This window comes from Paenibacillus sp. FSL H3-0321 (assembly GCF_038002865.1).
Classification (GTDB): domain Bacteria; phylum Bacillota; class Bacilli; order Paenibacillales; family Paenibacillaceae; genus Paenibacillus_AQ.
The window spans coordinates 4321013-4338269 of sequence record NZ_JBBODH010000001.1; the positions used below are offsets into that span (position 1 = coordinate 4321013).

General features: G+C 50.2%; 11 protein-coding genes, 10 tRNA genes, 3 rRNA genes and 1 other RNA gene. All 25 read left to right on the forward strand.

Going from position 1 to position 17257, the window contains the following annotated elements; translation table 11 throughout:
* Position 1: 1 nt before the first annotated feature.
* The 25 genes from MHI45_RS19250 to MHI45_RS19370 all read left to right on the forward strand — a co-directional run bounded on the left by MHI45_RS19250 (position 2) and on the right by MHI45_RS19370 (position 17157).
* Entirely contained in the window at positions 2–1255 is a 1254-nt protein-coding gene (locus tag MHI45_RS19250) for a UDP-N-acetylglucosamine 1-carboxyvinyltransferase (RefSeq protein WP_341119313.1), read from the forward strand.
* Positions 1256–1405: 150 nt separating this feature from the next.
* Positions 1406–2764: a transcription termination factor Rho gene (gene rho / locus MHI45_RS19255; RefSeq protein WP_038584572.1), complete on the forward strand. Its 1359-nt coding sequence runs from the start codon at positions 1406–1408 to the stop codon at positions 2762–2764.
* Positions 2765–2788: 24 nt separating this feature from the next.
* Positions 2789–4066: a radical SAM protein gene (locus MHI45_RS19260; protein ID WP_076114535.1), complete on the forward strand. Its 1278-nt coding sequence runs from the start codon at positions 2789–2791 to the stop codon at positions 4064–4066.
* A 117-nt stretch (positions 4067–4183) separates the two neighbouring features.
* Positions 4184–4381 (forward strand): 50S ribosomal protein L31, encoded by a 198-nt coding sequence (gene rpmE, locus MHI45_RS19265; protein WP_076114536.1) that lies wholly within the window; start codon positions 4184–4186, stop codon positions 4379–4381.
* Between the two features lie 141 nt (positions 4382–4522).
* An RNA gene (gene ffs / locus MHI45_RS19270) (signal recognition particle sRNA large type) lies at positions 4523–4791 on the forward strand.
* A 145-nt stretch (positions 4792–4936) separates the two neighbouring features.
* Positions 4937–6712, forward strand: a complete 1776-nt coding sequence (gene dnaX / locus MHI45_RS19275; protein ID WP_076114537.1) for a DNA polymerase III subunit gamma/tau — start codon at positions 4937–4939, stop codon at positions 6710–6712.
* 49 nt (positions 6713–6761) lie between these two features.
* Positions 6762–7073: a YbaB/EbfC family nucleoid-associated protein gene (locus MHI45_RS19280; RefSeq protein ID WP_038584581.1), complete on the forward strand. Its 312-nt coding sequence runs from the start codon at positions 6762–6764 to the stop codon at positions 7071–7073.
* A gap of 36 nt (positions 7074–7109) precedes the next feature.
* Complete coding sequence (gene recR, locus MHI45_RS19285; protein ID WP_038584584.1) at positions 7110–7706, forward strand: recombination mediator RecR; 597 nt, start codon at positions 7110–7112, stop codon at positions 7704–7706.
* Between the two features lie 231 nt (positions 7707–7937).
* A complete protein-coding gene (locus MHI45_RS19290; RefSeq protein ID WP_076114538.1) occupies positions 7938–8195 on the forward strand; it encodes a DUF2508 family protein in 258 nt (85 codons plus the stop codon).
* 31 nt (positions 8196–8226) lie between these two features.
* The gene (locus MHI45_RS19295; RefSeq protein WP_076114539.1) at positions 8227–8493 is read left to right on the forward strand and encodes a pro-sigmaK processing inhibitor BofA family protein; all 267 of its coding nucleotides are present in this window, start codon (positions 8227–8229) and stop codon (positions 8491–8493) included.
* Between the two features lie 345 nt (positions 8494–8838).
* Positions 8839–10394, forward strand: a 16S ribosomal RNA gene (locus MHI45_RS19300).
* A 105-nt stretch (positions 10395–10499) separates the two neighbouring features.
* Positions 10500–10616 (forward strand): 5S ribosomal RNA (gene rrf / locus MHI45_RS19305).
* Positions 10617–10655: 39 nt separating this feature from the next.
* A tRNA-Ile gene (locus MHI45_RS19310) sits at positions 10656–10732 on the forward strand.
* 23 nt (positions 10733–10755) lie between these two features.
* Positions 10756–10831, forward strand: a tRNA-Ala gene (locus MHI45_RS19315).
* A gap of 239 nt (positions 10832–11070) precedes the next feature.
* Positions 11071–13997 (forward strand): 23S ribosomal RNA (locus MHI45_RS19320).
* The 16S, 23S and 5S rRNA genes sit together here with 10 tRNA genes alongside, the layout of an rRNA operon.
* A gap of 82 nt (positions 13998–14079) precedes the next feature.
* A tRNA-Ser gene (locus MHI45_RS19325) sits at positions 14080–14171 on the forward strand.
* 26 nt (positions 14172–14197) lie between these two features.
* Positions 14198–14274: transfer RNA gene (locus MHI45_RS19330), tRNA-Met, on the forward strand.
* An 8-nt stretch (positions 14275–14282) separates the two neighbouring features.
* Positions 14283–14358: transfer RNA gene (locus MHI45_RS19335), tRNA-Val, on the forward strand.
* 39 nt (positions 14359–14397) lie between these two features.
* A tRNA-Thr gene (locus tag MHI45_RS19340) sits at positions 14398–14473 on the forward strand.
* A gap of 16 nt (positions 14474–14489) precedes the next feature.
* A tRNA-Asp gene (locus MHI45_RS19345) sits at positions 14490–14567 on the forward strand.
* A 28-nt stretch (positions 14568–14595) separates the two neighbouring features.
* A tRNA-Phe gene (locus tag MHI45_RS19350) sits at positions 14596–14671 on the forward strand.
* A 5-nt stretch (positions 14672–14676) separates the two neighbouring features.
* A tRNA-Tyr gene (locus MHI45_RS19355) sits at positions 14677–14762 on the forward strand.
* Positions 14763–14769: 7 nt separating this feature from the next.
* A tRNA-Lys gene (locus MHI45_RS19360) sits at positions 14770–14842 on the forward strand.
* 142 nt (positions 14843–14984) lie between these two features.
* Positions 14985–15953 (forward strand): NAD(P)/FAD-dependent oxidoreductase, encoded by a 969-nt coding sequence (locus tag MHI45_RS19365; protein ID WP_076113263.1) that lies wholly within the window; start codon positions 14985–14987, stop codon positions 15951–15953.
* A gap of 109 nt (positions 15954–16062) precedes the next feature.
* Positions 16063–17157 (forward strand): PucR family transcriptional regulator, encoded by a 1095-nt coding sequence (locus tag MHI45_RS19370; RefSeq protein WP_038584592.1) that lies wholly within the window; start codon positions 16063–16065, stop codon positions 17155–17157.
* Positions 17158–17257: the final 100 nt, after the last annotated feature.

Here is a 17257-nt window from a genome sequence, read left to right on the forward strand (position 1 = left end):
TATGGAAAAATTAATGATTGGCGGTGGACGTCCGCTAGAGGGCGTTGTAACCATCAGCGGAGCGAAGAATAGCGCAATTGCGCTTATTCCTGCGGCGATTTTAGCCGAATCTGAAGTTGTTCTGGATAATTTGCCCTCCCTTAGTGATGTGGCTGTTTACTCTGAAATTCTGGAAGAGCTTGGTGCGACTGTATCGTGGTCAGGCAACCAGATGAGAATTGATCCCTCCCGTATCGTCTCCATTCCAATGCCTAACGGCCCCGTTAAGAAATTGCGGGCTTCATATTATATGATGGGAGCGCTTCTTGGAAGATTCAAAGAAGCGACAATTGGTCTTCCCGGCGGCTGTAATTTTGAACCCCGCCCAATTGACCAGCACATTAAAGGTTTTGAGGCGCTGGGAGCGACCGTGACTAATGATCATGGTTCGATTCATCTTTATGCCAAGGAACTGCGCGGTGCGAAAATTTATCTGGATGTGTCCAGCGTTGGAGCGACCATTAACATTATGCTTGCGGCTTCACGGGCCAAAGGCTCTACAATTATTGAAAATGCGGCTAAAGAGCCTGAGATTATAGATGTAGCTACCCTATTAAACTCTATGGGCGCAATTATTAAAGGCGCCGGTACCGAAACCATCCGGATCGAAGGCGTTACGGAGATGCATGGCTGCCGTCATTCCATCATTCCCGACCGGATTCAAGCTGGGACATATATGATTGCTGCTGCAGCAACGCGCGGCAACGTGTTAATAGATAACGTTATCCCCAAACATTTGGAGGCTTTGACCGCCAAACTGCTGGAGATGGGCGTAGAAATTGAAGAACTGGACGAAAGCATTCGTGTGATCGGCAGAGCCCGATATGAGCATGTCGATGTTAAGGCTTTGGTATACCCCGGTTTTGCCACCGATCTTCAATCCCCGATGACAAGTATATTGACCCAGGCTGAGGGAGTTAGCGTCCTTAGCGATTTTGTCTACAGCAACCGGTTTAAGCATGTGCCGGAACTCGTGCGGATGGGCGCAAAGATCCGCGTAGAAGGGCGATCAGCTATTATTGAAGGCGGCAAGCTTAACGCTGCTAAAGTAAAGGCTGCCGATTTGCGCGCGGGTGCGGCGCTGGTCATTGCCGGACTGACTGTTCAGGAAGGCATTACCGAGGTCACGGGTGTGGAATATATTGACCGCGGATATGATAATCTTGTTAGCAATCTGCGCAATTTGGGTGCCGAGGTCTGGCGCGAGAACGAATAGAAATTGAGGTTGCCCGAGGAATTGGGAGGAGTAATATTTGCCTCTAAACTGCATATCTCCTTCCAATTTGGGTAATCCTATCCTAATGAGCAATTTAATAGACTCATATTTTGCCCGAACTCATACAAAAATTGAATAGGTGGTTATTACATGGATCTTCAAATTTCCGATCTGGAAGAAATGAAGCTGACCGATCTGTATAAGCTGGCTAAGAAATACCAGATTCCCTACTACGGAACGCTGAAGAAACGGGAACTGATCTTTGCGATTCTTCGTGCACAAGCGGAGCAAAGCGGGCTCATGTTCATGGAAGGCGTACTGGAGATTTTGCCTGAAGGCTATGGTTTCCTGAGGCCGATTAACTATTTGCCCAGCGCGGAAGATATTTATATCTCGGCTTCGCAAATTCGCAAATTTGATTTAAGAAGCGGCGATCTTGTTTCCGGGAAATGCCGCACACCGAAAGAAAATGAACGTTACTTTGGCTTGCTTCAAGTAAATGCCGTGAATGGCGAGAATCCTGCCAGTGCAGCGGAGCGCTTGCATTTCCCGGCGCTGACACCTCTTTATCCGCAAGACAAGCTGCCGCTCGAAACATCCCCTACTCATTTATCTACCCGAATAATGGATTTGCTTGCTCCTGTAGGTTTAGGGCAGCGCGGTTTGATTGTAGCACCTCCCAAAGCAGGAAAAACGCTCCTTCTGAAAGAAATTGCCAACAGTATCTCCACTAATAATCCCGAGATTGAACTGTTTGTATTGCTGATTGATGAACGTCCCGAAGAAGTAACTGATATGCAGCGCTCTGTAAAAGGCGAAGTGGTTGCATCCACATTTGACGAGCTTCCGGAGAATCATATTAAGGTAGCTGAGCTTGTCCTGCAGCGGGCACTGCGTTTGGTTGAGCATAAAAAAGATGTTGTTATTCTGCTGGATAGCATTACCCGGTTGGCACGCGCCTATAACCTTGTGGTTCCTCCATCCGGCCGGACACTTAGCGGGGGGATAGATCCTGCGGCGTTCCACCGTCCGAAGCGGTTCTTTGGTTCTGCGCGGAATGTAGAAGAAGGCGGAAGTCTGACGATCCTTGCAACAGCACTGATTGATACCGGATCGCGTATGGATGATATCATTTATGAGGAATTTAAAGGTACGGGCAACATGGAGCTGCATTTGGACCGCAAGCTGGCGGAACGCCGTATCTTCCCGGCAATCGACATCCGCCGTTCAGGCACACGCCGCGAAGAGGTGCTGCTGAGCAAGGAAGAACTCGATACCATTTGGGCGATCCGCAAAAATATGAACGAGTCGTACGATTTTGTAGAGGGATTCATCAAAAAGCTGCGTGACACCAAGACTAATGCCGAATTCCTGGCGTCTTTTGATGTGGCCGGAAGCAAAGAGGGTTCATCGGCAAGCGGTACAGCCAGCAATGGCGGAACTTCCAATAGCGGTTCGTCGGCGCGCCGGACAACACGGCCCAAGACACCTACTGTCCCTACAACCTGAGAATTGATATAAGAGGAGACTAACATGTATTTGGTATATGCCGACGGGCAAGGAAACGTATATGATCATCCCGAGCTGTACGGGCTTGCCCGCAGCGGAGATATGATTGTTGAGATGCTGGAGGAAGAATTGATTCCGCTGCCGGAAGGCGCGACGCTGGTAGGACTGCCTAATACGCGGGCAGTGGGCATGAACCCCGAGACAGGGGAAATGCTGCCGTTGCCGAAAGGCTCGCAGGCTGTAGGCGCACTGTTGCCGCAGGGTTTTACAAGGCTTTGTCTTCCTGGTTATGTCAAGACAGACAAGTCGTATAAGCTTCCGCTGTTCGGATATTCTGCTGTAGTGTGGAAGGATGGCGGCTTCTACGTGGCTGCTGATCTTACGGACGATCCCGAACAATGGAACCCTTTGAATTGTGACCGGGAGAATGTGGAAGCCGGAGTCGGTGATTTGACCGCCAAGTATCCGGAGAACCGTCTTTATGATCATCTTTCCAACTGCGCGCTGGGCTATGAATGCCTGACTTCCTCCAATACCTTTTTAGGTCGTTGGGAAGGTGCGGTTCCGGTCTCCTATTCTTGCAATGCCGGGTGCTTTGGCTGTATTTCCGAACAGCCTGATGACAGCGGGTTTGTATCACCGCAGACCCGTATGAACTTCCGGCCTACGGTGGATGAAATTTCTCAAGTCATGCTGGAGCATCTGAAGACGCCTGAGTCCATCATCAGCTTCGGTCAGGGTTGTGAAGGCGAGCCTTCCACACAGGCCAAATTAATTATTGAGTCTATTCGTGAAGTGCGTTCGGTTACCGATATGGGCTATATCAATATCAACACCAACGCCGGGCTGAGCGACCATATCCGCGGGATTGTTGATGCAGGGCTTGATTTGATGCGGGTGAGTACGATCAGTGCTTTGGATGACCATTACAACGCTTACTACAAGCCTCGCGGCTACACTTTGGCGAATGTGGAGAAGTCGTTGAAATACGCTGCGGCGCAGGGTGTATATACGTCTATCAATTATCTGATTTTCCCCGGGGTCACGGATCGCGAGGAAGAAATTGAGGCGATGGTGGAATTTGTAAGACGTACGGATCTGAAACTGATTCAGATGCGTAATCTGAACATTGATCCCGAGAGTTATTTAGAACTCATTCCTCCAGCGCAAGGCGAAATTCTGGGTATGAAGACGATGCTTGAGATTTTCCGCGAGGAACTTCCGGGTGTGGTTATAGGCTCCTTCACTCATGTCCCTCCAGCGGATTTGGCCCGTGCCAAACAGCGCAGAGTCCATATGTAGCACGGAAATATGGGCTTCAAACATATTGCAGACTTCTACCTTTCATGCTAAAATACCGTTGTATGTTTAATAACTCTGGGTCCGCATGAGTCCTAGGGCATGAGAGGTGAAATTCAAATGCAACAAACAATCCAACCAAAGTACAACCTTACTAAGGTAACCTGCGCATGTGGCAACACATTCGAATCCGGTTCTGTTAAACAAGAGCTGCGCGTCGAAATTTGCTCTAACTGCCATCCGTTCTTCACTGGCAAGCAGAAATTCCTTGATGCCGGTGGTCGCGTTGATAAATTCAAGAAGAAATACGGTATCTAATCAGCCTTGCCTTTCAGTGGCATAAGATTGGACTGCCCCTTGGCTTTTTTAGCCAGGGGGTTTTTATATGCTAGAGGAAAAGAATCCCGTTTCCGCTTGCCGGGTTGATTTTTACCGGTCGGTGAGCTATACTTATCTTCGCCGTGCTAGACGGGGAGGTAGCGGTGCCCTGTAACTCGCAATCCGCTGTAGCGAGGTTGAATTCCTGTTAGAGGTGCTGTCGATGTGAGGCCTTGGTCCCTATGGACTGTGTTGACGGTTGGGTCCTCCGCAATGAGTGCTTGTGAACCTGGTCAGGTCCGGAAGGAAGCAGCCATAAGCAAGTTTACTCTTGTGCCGGAGGGTGGCCTAGCCCGAGCAGTCTTGTAGGGTTGCCGCTTGGATCGCAGCCATCAATAACAGGTGCACGGTTTTATATTATGAACATATCGTTAATGATAGCGTCTTTGCCACAAGCAAAGATGCTTTTTGTTTTTGGTCAAAGTCTGGGGAATATAGTATAATAAATTAGCGACAAATGCCGGAAAGCGGCAGCCTAAGAAAGGGTAATGCATAGTGGAACATATCGCGCTGTACCGTGCTTGGCGGCCGCAGTCGTTTCAAGACATGGTAGGACAACAGCACATTATCCAGACGCTGCAGAATGCGATTCGTGAACAGCGGGTTTCGCATGCCTACCTGTTCAGCGGCCCGCGGGGAACCGGCAAGACGAGTGCTGCCAAAGTGCTCGCCAAAGCGGTCAATTGCGAGCGCGGTCCGGGTCCGGAGCCATGCAATGAATGTCCATCCTGTGTGCGGATTTCCGCGGGCAACGTAATGGATGTGCAGGAAATTGATGCGGCCTCCAACCGGGGTGTTGAAGAGATTCGCGATCTGCGGGATAAGGTGAAATATGCGCCTACCGAAGTACGCCGTAAAGTGTATATTATTGATGAAGTGCATATGCTGACAACAGAAGCGTTTAACGCTCTGCTAAAGACGCTGGAGGAGCCGCCGCCCCATGTCATGTTCATTTTGGCGACGACAGAACCTCATAAATTGCCGGCAACGATTATTTCCCGCTGCCAGCGTTTTGACTTTCGCAGAGTATCGCTCGAGGAGCAGAGCGGCCGGCTAACTGAAATCTGTCAGAAGGAAGGCATTACTGCAGATGCAGATGCATTGCAGTACATTGCCCGCCTGTCCGATGGGGGGATGCGCGATGCTCTCAGCATACTGGACCAGATTTCTTCCTTTACAGACGGCAATGTGACTTACCAGCAAGTGCTGGGAATGACGGGGGGGATTCCTTCCGAGCAGTTTGCCCGCCTTGCAACAGCCATTCTGGAAGGTGATATGGGTCTGCTTCTGGAACTTGTCGAGCAGCTTATGCACGAAGGCAAAAGCGCCGACAAATGTCTGGAGAACCTGCTGTATTATTTCCGTGATCTGCTGATGATCAAGATGGTGCCGGGCGCGGATCAGCTAACAGACCGGGTTCTCAATCCTGCTGAATTCCGCGACATGGCAGCAGCGTTCTCCCGGGAGCGGCTGTTTGAAATTGTCGAGACCCTGAACCGTTATCTGGGAGAAATGAAATATGCCACTCATCCGCAGACTTTGTTTGAAGTGGCGCTGATGAAGTTATGCAGCTTGCAGCAGGGCGGAGGAGCTCCGATTCTGGCGGCTGCCCCTGGCTCAGCAGCCTCCCTGCAGCCTTCAAGCGGCAGCCCCTCCGTGGATTCGGGGGAACTAGAGCTTCTTAAGCGTCAGATTGCCGCATTGGAGAAGAAGCTCGAGCAGGCTATGCAGTCCGGTGGGATATCCGGTAACGGCTCAAGAGATCAGGCTTCCGCCCAGAAGCCAGCCCAAAGCTCGGCTCCACGAATCTCCTCACCCTCCAAGCTGCCTCCGCAGCTGGATAAATTCATCGCCGGTAAAGACAGTGCTGATTTCGCTTCGGTGTTTAAACAATGGAGCGTCGTCTTGCAAGGGGTGAAGGAGGAGAAGGTAACCGTGCATGCCTGGTTTGTTGACGGTGAGCCTGTGTCTGTAATGGAAGATGCGGTGCTTGTGGCCTTTAAGAACACAATTCACCGGGACACCACAGAGAAACCGGCCAACAGACAGGTGATTGAGAATGTGTTAGCTGCACGGCTGGGTAAACCCTACCGTCTGGTTACGATACTTCTGCGCGACTGGAATGAAGCGGCGCAGAAGTCTGCTGCACAACCGGGCAAGGAGGAGCTTCGTCTCGAGCATGAGCATGAAACTGCTGAGACAAAGACTGAACCATGGATTGACGAGGCTATCCAGCTCTTTGGAGAAGACCTTGTTGTCATAAAAGAGTAGCATTTAAGCCTATGAGCGCAAAAAGCGCATTCCAAAGGAGAGACGACTTATGAATAATATGAACCAAATGATGAAACAGGTTAAAAAAATGCAGGAGCAAATGCTCAAAGCCCAAGAAGAGCTGGGAAGCAAGACGATCGAAGGTTCTTCCGGCGGCGGCGTGGTTACTGTACAAGTGAATGGCCATAAGAAGCTGCTGTCCATGCAAATCAAACCAGAGGCTGTTGATCCGGAAGATATCGAAATGCTGCAGGATCTTGTCATCACCGCTGTAAACGACGCCCTTACCCAGGCTGAAGAGCTGGCTAACAACGACATGGGTAAATTCACCGGCGGAATGAAGATCCCTGGCTTATTCTAGGCCTACTCCACTCCAGACCAAAGGAGAACCATCAATTTGTATTATCCAGAACCGCTAGCCAAGCTGATCGAAGCTTTTACACGTTTGCCCGGGATCGGCCCGAAGACAGCAGCCCGGCTGGCTTTTCATGTACTCAACATGAAAGAGGATGAAGTTATTGACTTTGCCAAAGCGCTTGTCAGTGTCAAACGCAATCTTCATTACTGCTCGGTCTGCTGCAACATTACGGACACCGATCCATGCCGTATATGTCAGGACAAAACCCGAGATACCTCAGTGATCTGCGTGGTACAAGACTCCAAGGATCTTGTAGCCATAGAGAGAACCAAGGAGTTCGACGGCTATTATCATGTGCTTCAGGGTGCAATCTCACCGATGGAGGGCATAGGTCCCGACGATATAAGACTTAAGGAACTGTTGACCCGTCTGAGCGACGAGAGAGTGAAAGAGCTTATTATGGCCACTAACCCCAATATTGAGGGTGAAGCTACAGCTATGTATATCTCCCGTCTGGTCCGTCCGTTCGATATTAAAATCACCAGAATAGCCCATGGCTTGCCTGTGGGGGGCGATCTGGAGTATGCGGACGAGGTTACCTTATCCAAAGCTTTGGAAGGCCGTCGTGAGCTCTAAGCAGTTCTGACATCATAATCAGCGAAGGAAGCCCGCGAGGGCTTCTTTTTTATATAGGAGGGCGCATACGTCCTGAACGATACATTACATACAAGATAGGCTATGAACCGCCGTCTTACTTTGTGGGACTTTTTAGTTCTAAGTTTGTCCCCATCTTTATATGAATGAGAATATGCAAGACGCGGCAGCTGCGTTATCAAGCATAGAATTATTCTTGAGGGGGAATCGCAAATGGGTTGGTGGGGCTCGAGAAAGCAGGGAAACGATGTAAAAAATGTTCAAGTGTCAGACTTGGATGAGCACTGGAATGTATTCCTCGAAGTGTCCAAGGCACAAGCGGAGTGGCAAAGAGCCTATTTGATGTTTGATGAGGCGCTGGGTCAGGATCAAATTGATTATGCGATATATATTCTGGAGGCAGCAGAACGCAAATATCAAATTCATCTTAAGCATGCTAAAAGCTTGGGGCTTAACCGCAGTCTATTATAGGCTTGGTCAAGATATGTAAAGGGGGAGCATAATGCTAAGATTGGCTGCAATGGGCGTATTGATATTATCCGGGTTATTATTGATATTAATAGTTTTTCGTAAAAAATTAGGCTGGGCCTGGCTCAGTTTGTTTGGGACTCATCTTATTCTTGCTGCGATGGGCATTTATATAGTGAATTTCTCCGGATTGCTTACGGAAGTTTATCTTCCTTTAAACCCGGCAACCATAGGCGCAGTAACGATTCTTGGACTTCCGGGAGTCCTGATGCTGCTCGGTTTAAAAATAACTTTGTTTTAATGGTTGACGCATGTTATTAATTTATGATACATTAAGTCTCGGCCCTTTGGACAAGATATCACTTGATAACTTGCCAATAAGGAAAGCGAAAAAAGAAATTAAAAAAACGCTTGACTGAAGTAAGGGTGCTGTGATATATTATAAAGGTCGCTGCTGACAAGCAACGACGACGAAAAAAGAGACATTGATCTTTGAAAACTGAACAACGAGTGAGTGGGAAATCACGCAAGTGAGATCCAAAACTGATGAGTTTCACAGCGTATTTTTACGCTTTAGAAACTTCATCGTGAGAATGTAAATTCTCGTCAGATGTTTCAAATTGAGCAATCGCTCTTTCTAAATACCAATTTGGAGAGTTTGATCCTGGCTCAGGACGAACGCTGGCGGCGTGCCTAATACATGCAAGTCGAGCGGAGTTATGAAGGAGCTTGCTCCGGATTAACTTAGCGGCGGACGGGTGAGTAACACGTAGGCAACCTACCTCTTTGACTGGGATAACTACCGGAAACGGTAGCTAATACCGGATAATTCCTTTGTTCACATGGACGGAGGATGAAAGGCGGAGCAATCTGCTACAAGGAGATGGGCCTGCGGCGCATTAGCTAGTTGGTGGGGTAACGGCTCACCAAGGCGACGATGCGTAGCCGACCTGAGAGGGTGAACGGCCACACTGGGACTGAGACACGGCCCAGACTCCTACGGGAGGCAGCAGTAGGGAATCTTCCGCAATGGGCGAAAGCCTGACGGAGCAACGCCGCGTGAGTGATGAAGGTTTTCGGATCGTAAAGCTCTGTTGCCAGGGAAGAACGTCCGGTAGAGTAACTGCTACCGGAGTGACGGTACCTGAGAAGAAAGCCCCGGCTAACTACGTGCCAGCAGCCGCGGTAATACGTAGGGGGCAAGCGTTGTCCGGAATTATTGGGCGTAAAGCGCGCGCAGGCGGCTATTTAAGTCTGGTGTTTAAACCTTGGGCTCAACCTGAGGTCGCACTGGAAACTGGGTGGCTTGAGTACAGAAGAGGAAAGTGGAATTCCACGTGTAGCGGTGAAATGCGTAGATATGTGGAGGAACACCAGTGGCGAAGGCGACTTTCTGGGCTGTAACTGACGCTGAGGCGCGAAAGCGTGGGGAGCAAACAGGATTAGATACCCTGGTAGTCCACGCCGTAAACGATGAGTGCTAGGTGTTAGGGGTTTCGATACCCTTGGTGCCGAAGTTAACACAGTAAGCACTCCGCCTGGGGAGTACGGTCGCAAGACTGAAACTCAAAGGAATTGACGGGGACCCGCACAAGCAGTGGAGTATGTGGTTTAATTCGAAGCAACGCGAAGAACCTTACCAGGTCTTGACATCCCTCTGAATCCACTAGAGATAGTGGCGGCCTTCGGGACAGAGGAGACAGGTGGTGCATGGTTGTCGTCAGCTCGTGTCGTGAGATGTTGGGTTAAGTCCCGCAACGAGCGCAACCCTTGACTTTAGTTGCCAGCAGGTAGTGCTGGGCACTCTAGAGTGACTGCCGGTGACAAACCGGAGGAAGGTGGGGATGACGTCAAATCATCATGCCCCTTATGACCTGGGCTACACACGTACTACAATGGCCGGTACAACGGGAAGCGAAGCCGCGAGGTGGAGCCAATCCCAGCAAAGCCGGTCTCAGTTCGGATTGCAGGCTGCAACTCGCCTGCATGAAGTCGGAATTGCTAGTAATCGCGGATCAGCATGCCGCGGTGAATACGTTCCCGGGTCTTGTACACACCGCCCGTCACACCACGAGAGTTTACAACACCCGAAGTCGGTGGGGTAACCCGCAAGGGAGCCAGCCGCCGAAGGTGGGGTAGATGATTGGGGTGAAGTCGTAACAAGGTAGCCGTATCGGAAGGTGCGGCTGGATCACCTCCTTTCTATGGAGAATCGTCACCTGCAACGGTGACATTCAAATCGGAAGCTCAGCTTCCAAAACACTCACTCGTGTTCAGTTTTGAAAGAGCAAGTCTCTTTCGTATGCGTTTGGTGGCGATAGCGGAGGGGTTCCACACGTACCCATCCCGAACACGACCGTTAAGTCCTCCAGCGCCAATGGTACTTGGACCGAAGGGTCCTGGGAGAGTAGGACGCTGCCAAGCGCAACCTTATGAAGTTTATGAGGTGCATTGATAGAATAAGGGCCTTTAGCTCAGCTGGTTAGAGCGCACCCCTGATAAGGGTGAGGTCGGTGGTTCGAGTCCACTAAGGCCCACCATTCTTAACTTAATATCCTATTATGGGGCCATAGCTCAGCTGGGAGAGCGCCTGCCTTGCAAGCAGGAGGTCAGCGGTTCGATCCCGCTTGGCTCCACCAAAATGATTTAAACTCAATACTTCTTTAAACTTGATCCTTGAAAACTGGATACCGAAACGAATTTGCGTTTTAGAACATCTTTTAGCTGAAACTTGTGTGAACAAGTTTTAATTAATAGTGATACTAAGCGAAGGTTTTGGATTGTGAGCGACTTTTGGCTTTAAACAGACTGGCGGACAGAGTGATCTGGAAGCGCTGTTTAAAACAAGATGAGCGAATAAGCCAATACCAGAGCGATTGGTTAAGCTAATAAGAGCACACGGAGGATGCCTAGGCGCCAGGAGCCGACGAAGGACGTGGCGAACAACGAAACTGCCTCGGGGAGCTGTAAGCAAGCTTTGATCCGGGGGTGTCCGAATGGGGAAACCCAGCTGTGGTAATTCGCAGTTACTTCTCTCTGAATACATAGGGGAGATAGAGGCAGACCAGGGGAACTGAAACATCTAAGTACCCTGAGGAAGAGAAAACAATAGTGATTCCGTCAGTAGCGGCGAGCGAACGCGGAACAGCCTAAACCAAGGGGCTTGCCTCTTGGGGTTGTGGGACGTCTCACATGGAGTTACAAAGGAATATGGTAGGCGAAGAGGTCTGGAAAGGCCCGCGATAGAGGTAAAAGCCCTGTAGCCTAAACTGTGTTCTCTCCGAGACGGATCCCGAGTAGTGCGGGGCACGTGAAACCCCGTATGAATCCAGCAGGACCATCTGCTAAGGCTAAATACTACCTGGCGACCGATAGTGAAACAGTACCGTGAGGGAAAGGTGAAAAGCACCCCGGAAGGGGAGTGAAATAGAACCTGAAACCGTGTGCTTACAAAAAGTCAGAGCCCTATTCATGGGTGATGGCGTGCCTTTTGTAGAATGAACCGGCGAGTTACGTTTAACATGCAAGGTTAAGGTGAGAAGCCGGAGCCGCAGCGAAAGCGAGTCTGAATAGGGCGACTGAGTATGTGGACGTAGACCCGAAACCGTGTGATCTACCCCTGTCCAGGGTGAAGGTGCGGTAACACGCACTGGAGGCCCGAACCCACGTATGTTGAAAAATGCGGGGATGAGGTGGGGGTAGCGGAGAAATTCCAATCGAACTCGGAGATAGCTGGTTCTCCCCGAAATAGCTTTAGGGCTAGCCTCGGTGAATGGAGTGGTGGAGGTAGAGCACTGATTGGGTGCGGGGCCCGCAAGGGTTACCAAGCTCAGTCAAACTCCGAATGCCATTAACTTCTTGCCGGGAGTCAGACAGTGAGTGCTAAGATCCATTGTCAAAAGGGAAACAGCCCAGACCATCAGCTAAGGTCCCCAAGTGTGTGTTAAGTGGGAAAGGATGTGGAGTTGCACAGACAACCAGGATGTTGGCTTAGAAGCAGCCACCATTGAAAGAGTGCGTAATAGCTCACTGGTCGAGTGACTCTGCGCCGAAAATGTAACGGGGCTAAACACACCACCGAAGCTATGGCTAGATGCTTTGCATCTGGGGTAGGGGAGCGTTGTATGCAGGTTGAAGGTGTACCGTAAGGAGCGCTGGACAGCATACAAGTGAGAATGCCGGTATGAGTAACGAAAAGATCAGTGAGAATCTGATCCGCCGAAAGCCCAAGGTTTCCTGAGGAAGGCTCGTCCGCTCAGGGTAAGTCGGGACCTAAGGCGAGGCCGAAAGGCGTAGTCGAAGGACAACAGTTTGAAATTACTGTACCACCGTAATCCGCTATGAGCGATGGGGTGACGCAGGAGGGTAGTGACGCGGACTGATGGATGTCCGTCTAAGCAGTGAGGCTGGTGTGTAGGCAAATCCGCACACCATTAAGGCTGGGCTGTGATGGGGAGCGAAAATTATAGTAGCGAAGGTCATGATCTCACACTGCCAAGAAAAGCCTCTAGCCAGGAGAAGGTGCCCGTACCGCAAACCGACACAGGTAGGCGAGAAGAGAATTCTAAGGCGCGCGGAAGAACTCTCGTTAAGGAACTCGGCAAAATGACCCCGTAACTTCGGGAGAAGGGGTGCCTCGGTAGGGTGAATAGCCCGAGGGGGCCGCAGTGAAAAGGCCCAAGCGACTGTTTAGCAAAAACACAGGTCTGTGCGAAGCCGCAAGGCGAAGTATACGGGCTGACGCCTGCCCGGTGCTGGAAGGTTAAGGGGAGCGGTTAGGAGCAATCCGAAGCTGTGAACCGAAGCCCCAGTAAACGGCGGCCGTAACTATAACGGTCCTAAGGTAGCGAAATTCCTTGTCAGGTAAATTCTGACCCGCACGAATGGCGTAACGACTTGGGCGCTGTCTCAACGAGAGATCCGGTGAAATTTTAATACCTGTGAAGATGCAGGTTACCCGCGACAAGACGGAAAGACCCCATGGAGCTTTACTGCAGCTTGATATTGAATTTGGGTACGATCTGTACAGGATAGGTGGGAGCCGTAGAGGCAGGAGCGCAAGCTTCTGCGGAGGCGCCGTTGGGATACCACCCTGATCGTATCTAGGTTCTAACCTAGTGCCCTAATCGGGTACGGGGACCGTGTCAGGCGGGCAGTTTGACTGGGGCGGTCGCCTCCTAAAGAGTAACGGAGGCGTTCAAAGGTTCCCTCAGAATGGTTGGAAATCATTCGAAGAGTGCAAAGGCATAAGGGAGCTTGACTGCGAGACCAACAAGTCGAGCAGGGACGAAAGTCGGACTTAGTGATCCGGTGGTACCGCATGGAAGGGCCATCGCTCAACGGATAAAAGCTACCCTGGGGATAACAGGCTTATCTCCCCCAAGAGTCCACATCGACGGGGAGGTTTGGCACCTCGATGTCGGCTCATCGCATCCTGGGGCTGAAGTAGGTCCCAAGGGTTGGGCTGTTCGCCCATTAAAGCGGTACGCGAGCTGGGTTCAGAACGTCGTGAGACAGTTCGGTCCCTATCTGTCGTGGGCGCAGGAAATTTGAGAGGAGCTGTCCTTAGTACGAGAGGACCGGGATGGACGTACCGCTGGTGCATCAGTTGTTCCGCCAGGAGCATGGCTGAGTAGCTACGTACGGACGGGATAAGCGCTGAAAGCATCTAAGCGTGAAGCCCCCCTCAAGATGAGATTTCCCAATTAGTAAGACCCCTTGAAGACGACGAGGTAGATAGGTTGGAGGTGGAAGTGCAGCAATGCATGGAGCTGACCAATACTAATCGGTCGAGGGCTTATCCAACAAGTTAAGACGCAGATTTGTTTCGGATTCAGTTTTCAGGAATTAAGGTTCCTGAATGAATTTACATGGCACCAACTTGTTTGGAGAGATACCCAAGTGGCTATAAGGGGACCCTCTGCTAAGGGGTTAGACTGCGTAAGCGGTGCGAGGGTTCGAATCCCTCTCTCTCCGCCATTTCAAATTCATAATATTGTTAGTGTGGCGGCGTAGCTCAGCTGGCTAGAGCGTACGGTTCATACCCGTGAGGTCGGGGGTTCGATCCCCTCTGCCGCTACCATACAACCCGGAGGCTTAGCTCAGCTGGGAGAGCATCTGCCTTACAAGCAGAGGGTCGGGGGTTCGATCCCCTCAGCCTCCACCATTTTCACAATTCAACACCGTTTCAACACTTTTACACCGTGCCGGTGTAGCTCAACTGGTAGAGCAACTGACTTGTAATCAGTAGGTTGGGGGTTCAAGTCCTCTCGCCGGCACCATTATTTTTACAAATGCGGAACCGTGGTGTAGTTGGCCTAACATGCCTGCCTGTCACGCAGGAGATCGCGGGTTCGAATCCCGTCGGTTCCGCCATTTTTTTATGTTTTATGGCTTTTTTTATGGCTCGGTAGCTCAGTCGGTAGAGCAAAGGACTGAAAATCCTTGTGTCGGGGGTTCGATTCCCTCCCGCGCCACCATATATGGAGGCTTAGCGAAGTGGCCAAACGCATCAGACTGTAAATCTGCTCACGTACGTGTTCGGTGGTTCGAATCCATCAGCCTCCACCAGTTTTATGAGCCATTAGCTCAGTTGGTAGAGCACCTGACTTTTAATCAGGGTGTCGAAGGTTCGAGTCCTTCATGGCTCATCCCAATCAGAAAGTCATCACCTTCGGGTGGTGGATTTTTTGTGTTATCGTCATACGCAGGAAAATGAAATTGCTGACATCGAGTTTAAAATTTCTGTCTCCGTTTAATTATAAGTTTATAACACTGAGCAGAAATGAGGGGATTCCCGTTATATATGATGCAATTATTGTTGGAGGCGGTTTTGCCGGTCTGCAGGCGGCGATTCAATTGGGACGTTACTCCGCCCACCATGTGCTTGTGATAGACGCGGGAGGGGGAAGACCTAACATTTGCCGCAATTATCATAATATATTGGGCTGGCCAGAGGGAATATCCGGTGAAGAGCTTAGGGCAAGGGGGAGGCGGCAGGCTGAAGTTGCTGGGGTAGAGTTTGTTACGGATAGGATTACTAAGGCAGATAAGCAGAATGGTTTGTTTCAGCTGAACGGTTTCGAGAATCAGTGCTATAGTTCCAAGACATTGCTGCTTGCAACAGGTGTAATGGACCGCTTTCCTGAGTTGCCGGGGCTTGTAGCTACATTAGGAAAGACGGTATATGTATGCCCGGATTGTGATGGCTACGAAATTCAGAACCGGCAGACCCTATTGCTGGGTTCAGGTGACGTAGGGGCAAATATGGCTTTTGTTTTGCGCGAGCGTACGGGTGATCTGACTTATATCAATCATGAATGCCAGCCGGTATCGGCAGAAAACCGCCAACGTCTTGATGAACAAGGAATCTTATACGTAGAGGAAGCAGTTGCACGAATCGATGAGGAGAATGATGGAATCATTAAAGCGGTAGTCCTGGAGAGCGGAAATACTTTGCTTGCGGAGCGTGGGTTTATCGCCTTTGGGAACAATGCGGTACATTCGGAACTTGCGGCAGAGCTTGGGGTGAAGCTTCATAAGAACAAGCATATCGAAGCGGATAAGCGTTCATTAATGACCAATGTGGAGCATTTATGGGTGGCTGGTGATGTCGCTGTTCATGCAGAGCAAGCTACAGTTGCAATGGGCGAGGGAGCGATAGCCGGTATTTGGATGCATAAAGAGTTAAAGAAGATATCCATGGTAAGCTTGCCGCCGTCTAAGCAAAATCATAGCGAAATGGTAAAACAAAATAAATGATTCCTCAAATTGTCGATTGTGTCTTAGTAATCGGAGGGACCAGGCCGCATAATGTTGGGAATTATGATAAAATAGGCGAAAAGAGCAAAAGTGGTGGAGTATGGTGACAATGGATAGTGAGGCATTGCGTCAAAAATTGGAGCAGCTCACCGGAAAGAGAACCGGAATCAAGCAACTCGGGAGGCAGCATTCAGCTTCTCTTTTTGGCATAGGCAAAGAAGAGTTGGATCAGCCGGTCACTCATGAAGGTCATCTCTGGGTACCATTGTATGAGAACGAGGGAAGAATAACTGCGATATGGGTAGAGATGGATGGCCTTTCAGCCCTTGAATTGCAATTGGTCAATTATGCGGCACGGAATTTTGCGGTCGCGCTCAAGGCCACAGGGTTAAAGGAAGAAGGAGAAGTAGAGGCCCGGCAGCTGAGCAACTGGCTGAATTCGCAGCTCGAGCAAGAGAAGAATGATGCAGAGATTCCTGACGAAATCACTCTGAAGGGGCGTTTGTTCGGCGAGATGATTCCTTTTCTGCTGGTGAGTGAGAATGTCCACAATCCGCAGATCTCTTACCGTTCGCTTATGAAGCTGCTGCGCAATTATTTTGAGAACGAAATATTGCTTATCCCCCTGCAGGAGAAGGAATGGTTAATTTTAGCCCGCAAGGAATTGCTGACCGGCGGGGATGATAAGGACGATGAGGAAGAGAGTGTAGATGAGCTTCTGTCACAGACCTGTATGGGGCTGCATGAGCTGATTGCCAGTGAGTGGGTAGGTGTATTCCATCTGGCGGTTGCACCGGCGATCATCCCGGTAAAAGGTTTGACAGGCTCGGTTGCGCTGCTGCGGGAAACGATTGTTTTGGGACGGATTTTTCAGGTTGGCGACTATATTCATCTCCCGTGGGAGCTGCATATGGAGCGGCTGGTGAACAGTATCCCTGATGAGCGGCGCAGGCAGCTGCTAGGACAGATCGGTGACTATACTTCGGTGCTGGCGGATAAGGAGATGCTGCTGACGCTGGAAACTTTCTTCGAGATGGACTGCAATGTGAGTGAGACCGCGAAAAAATTGTACATCCACCGCAACACGCTCCTATACCGGTTGGACAAGATCAAACAGGAGACAGGTGCCGATGTACGGAGCTTTGGCGACGCAGCAATTGTAAAGTTAACCATGTTATTGTATAAAGTGACGAAAAGAAAATAGGATTTTTGTGAACGTTGCAAATAGCCAGCGAGGCACGTCTGGGGTAAGATAAATGTACAAGAAAGCGATTTATTTATAATCAACTAATAACTCGAGGGGG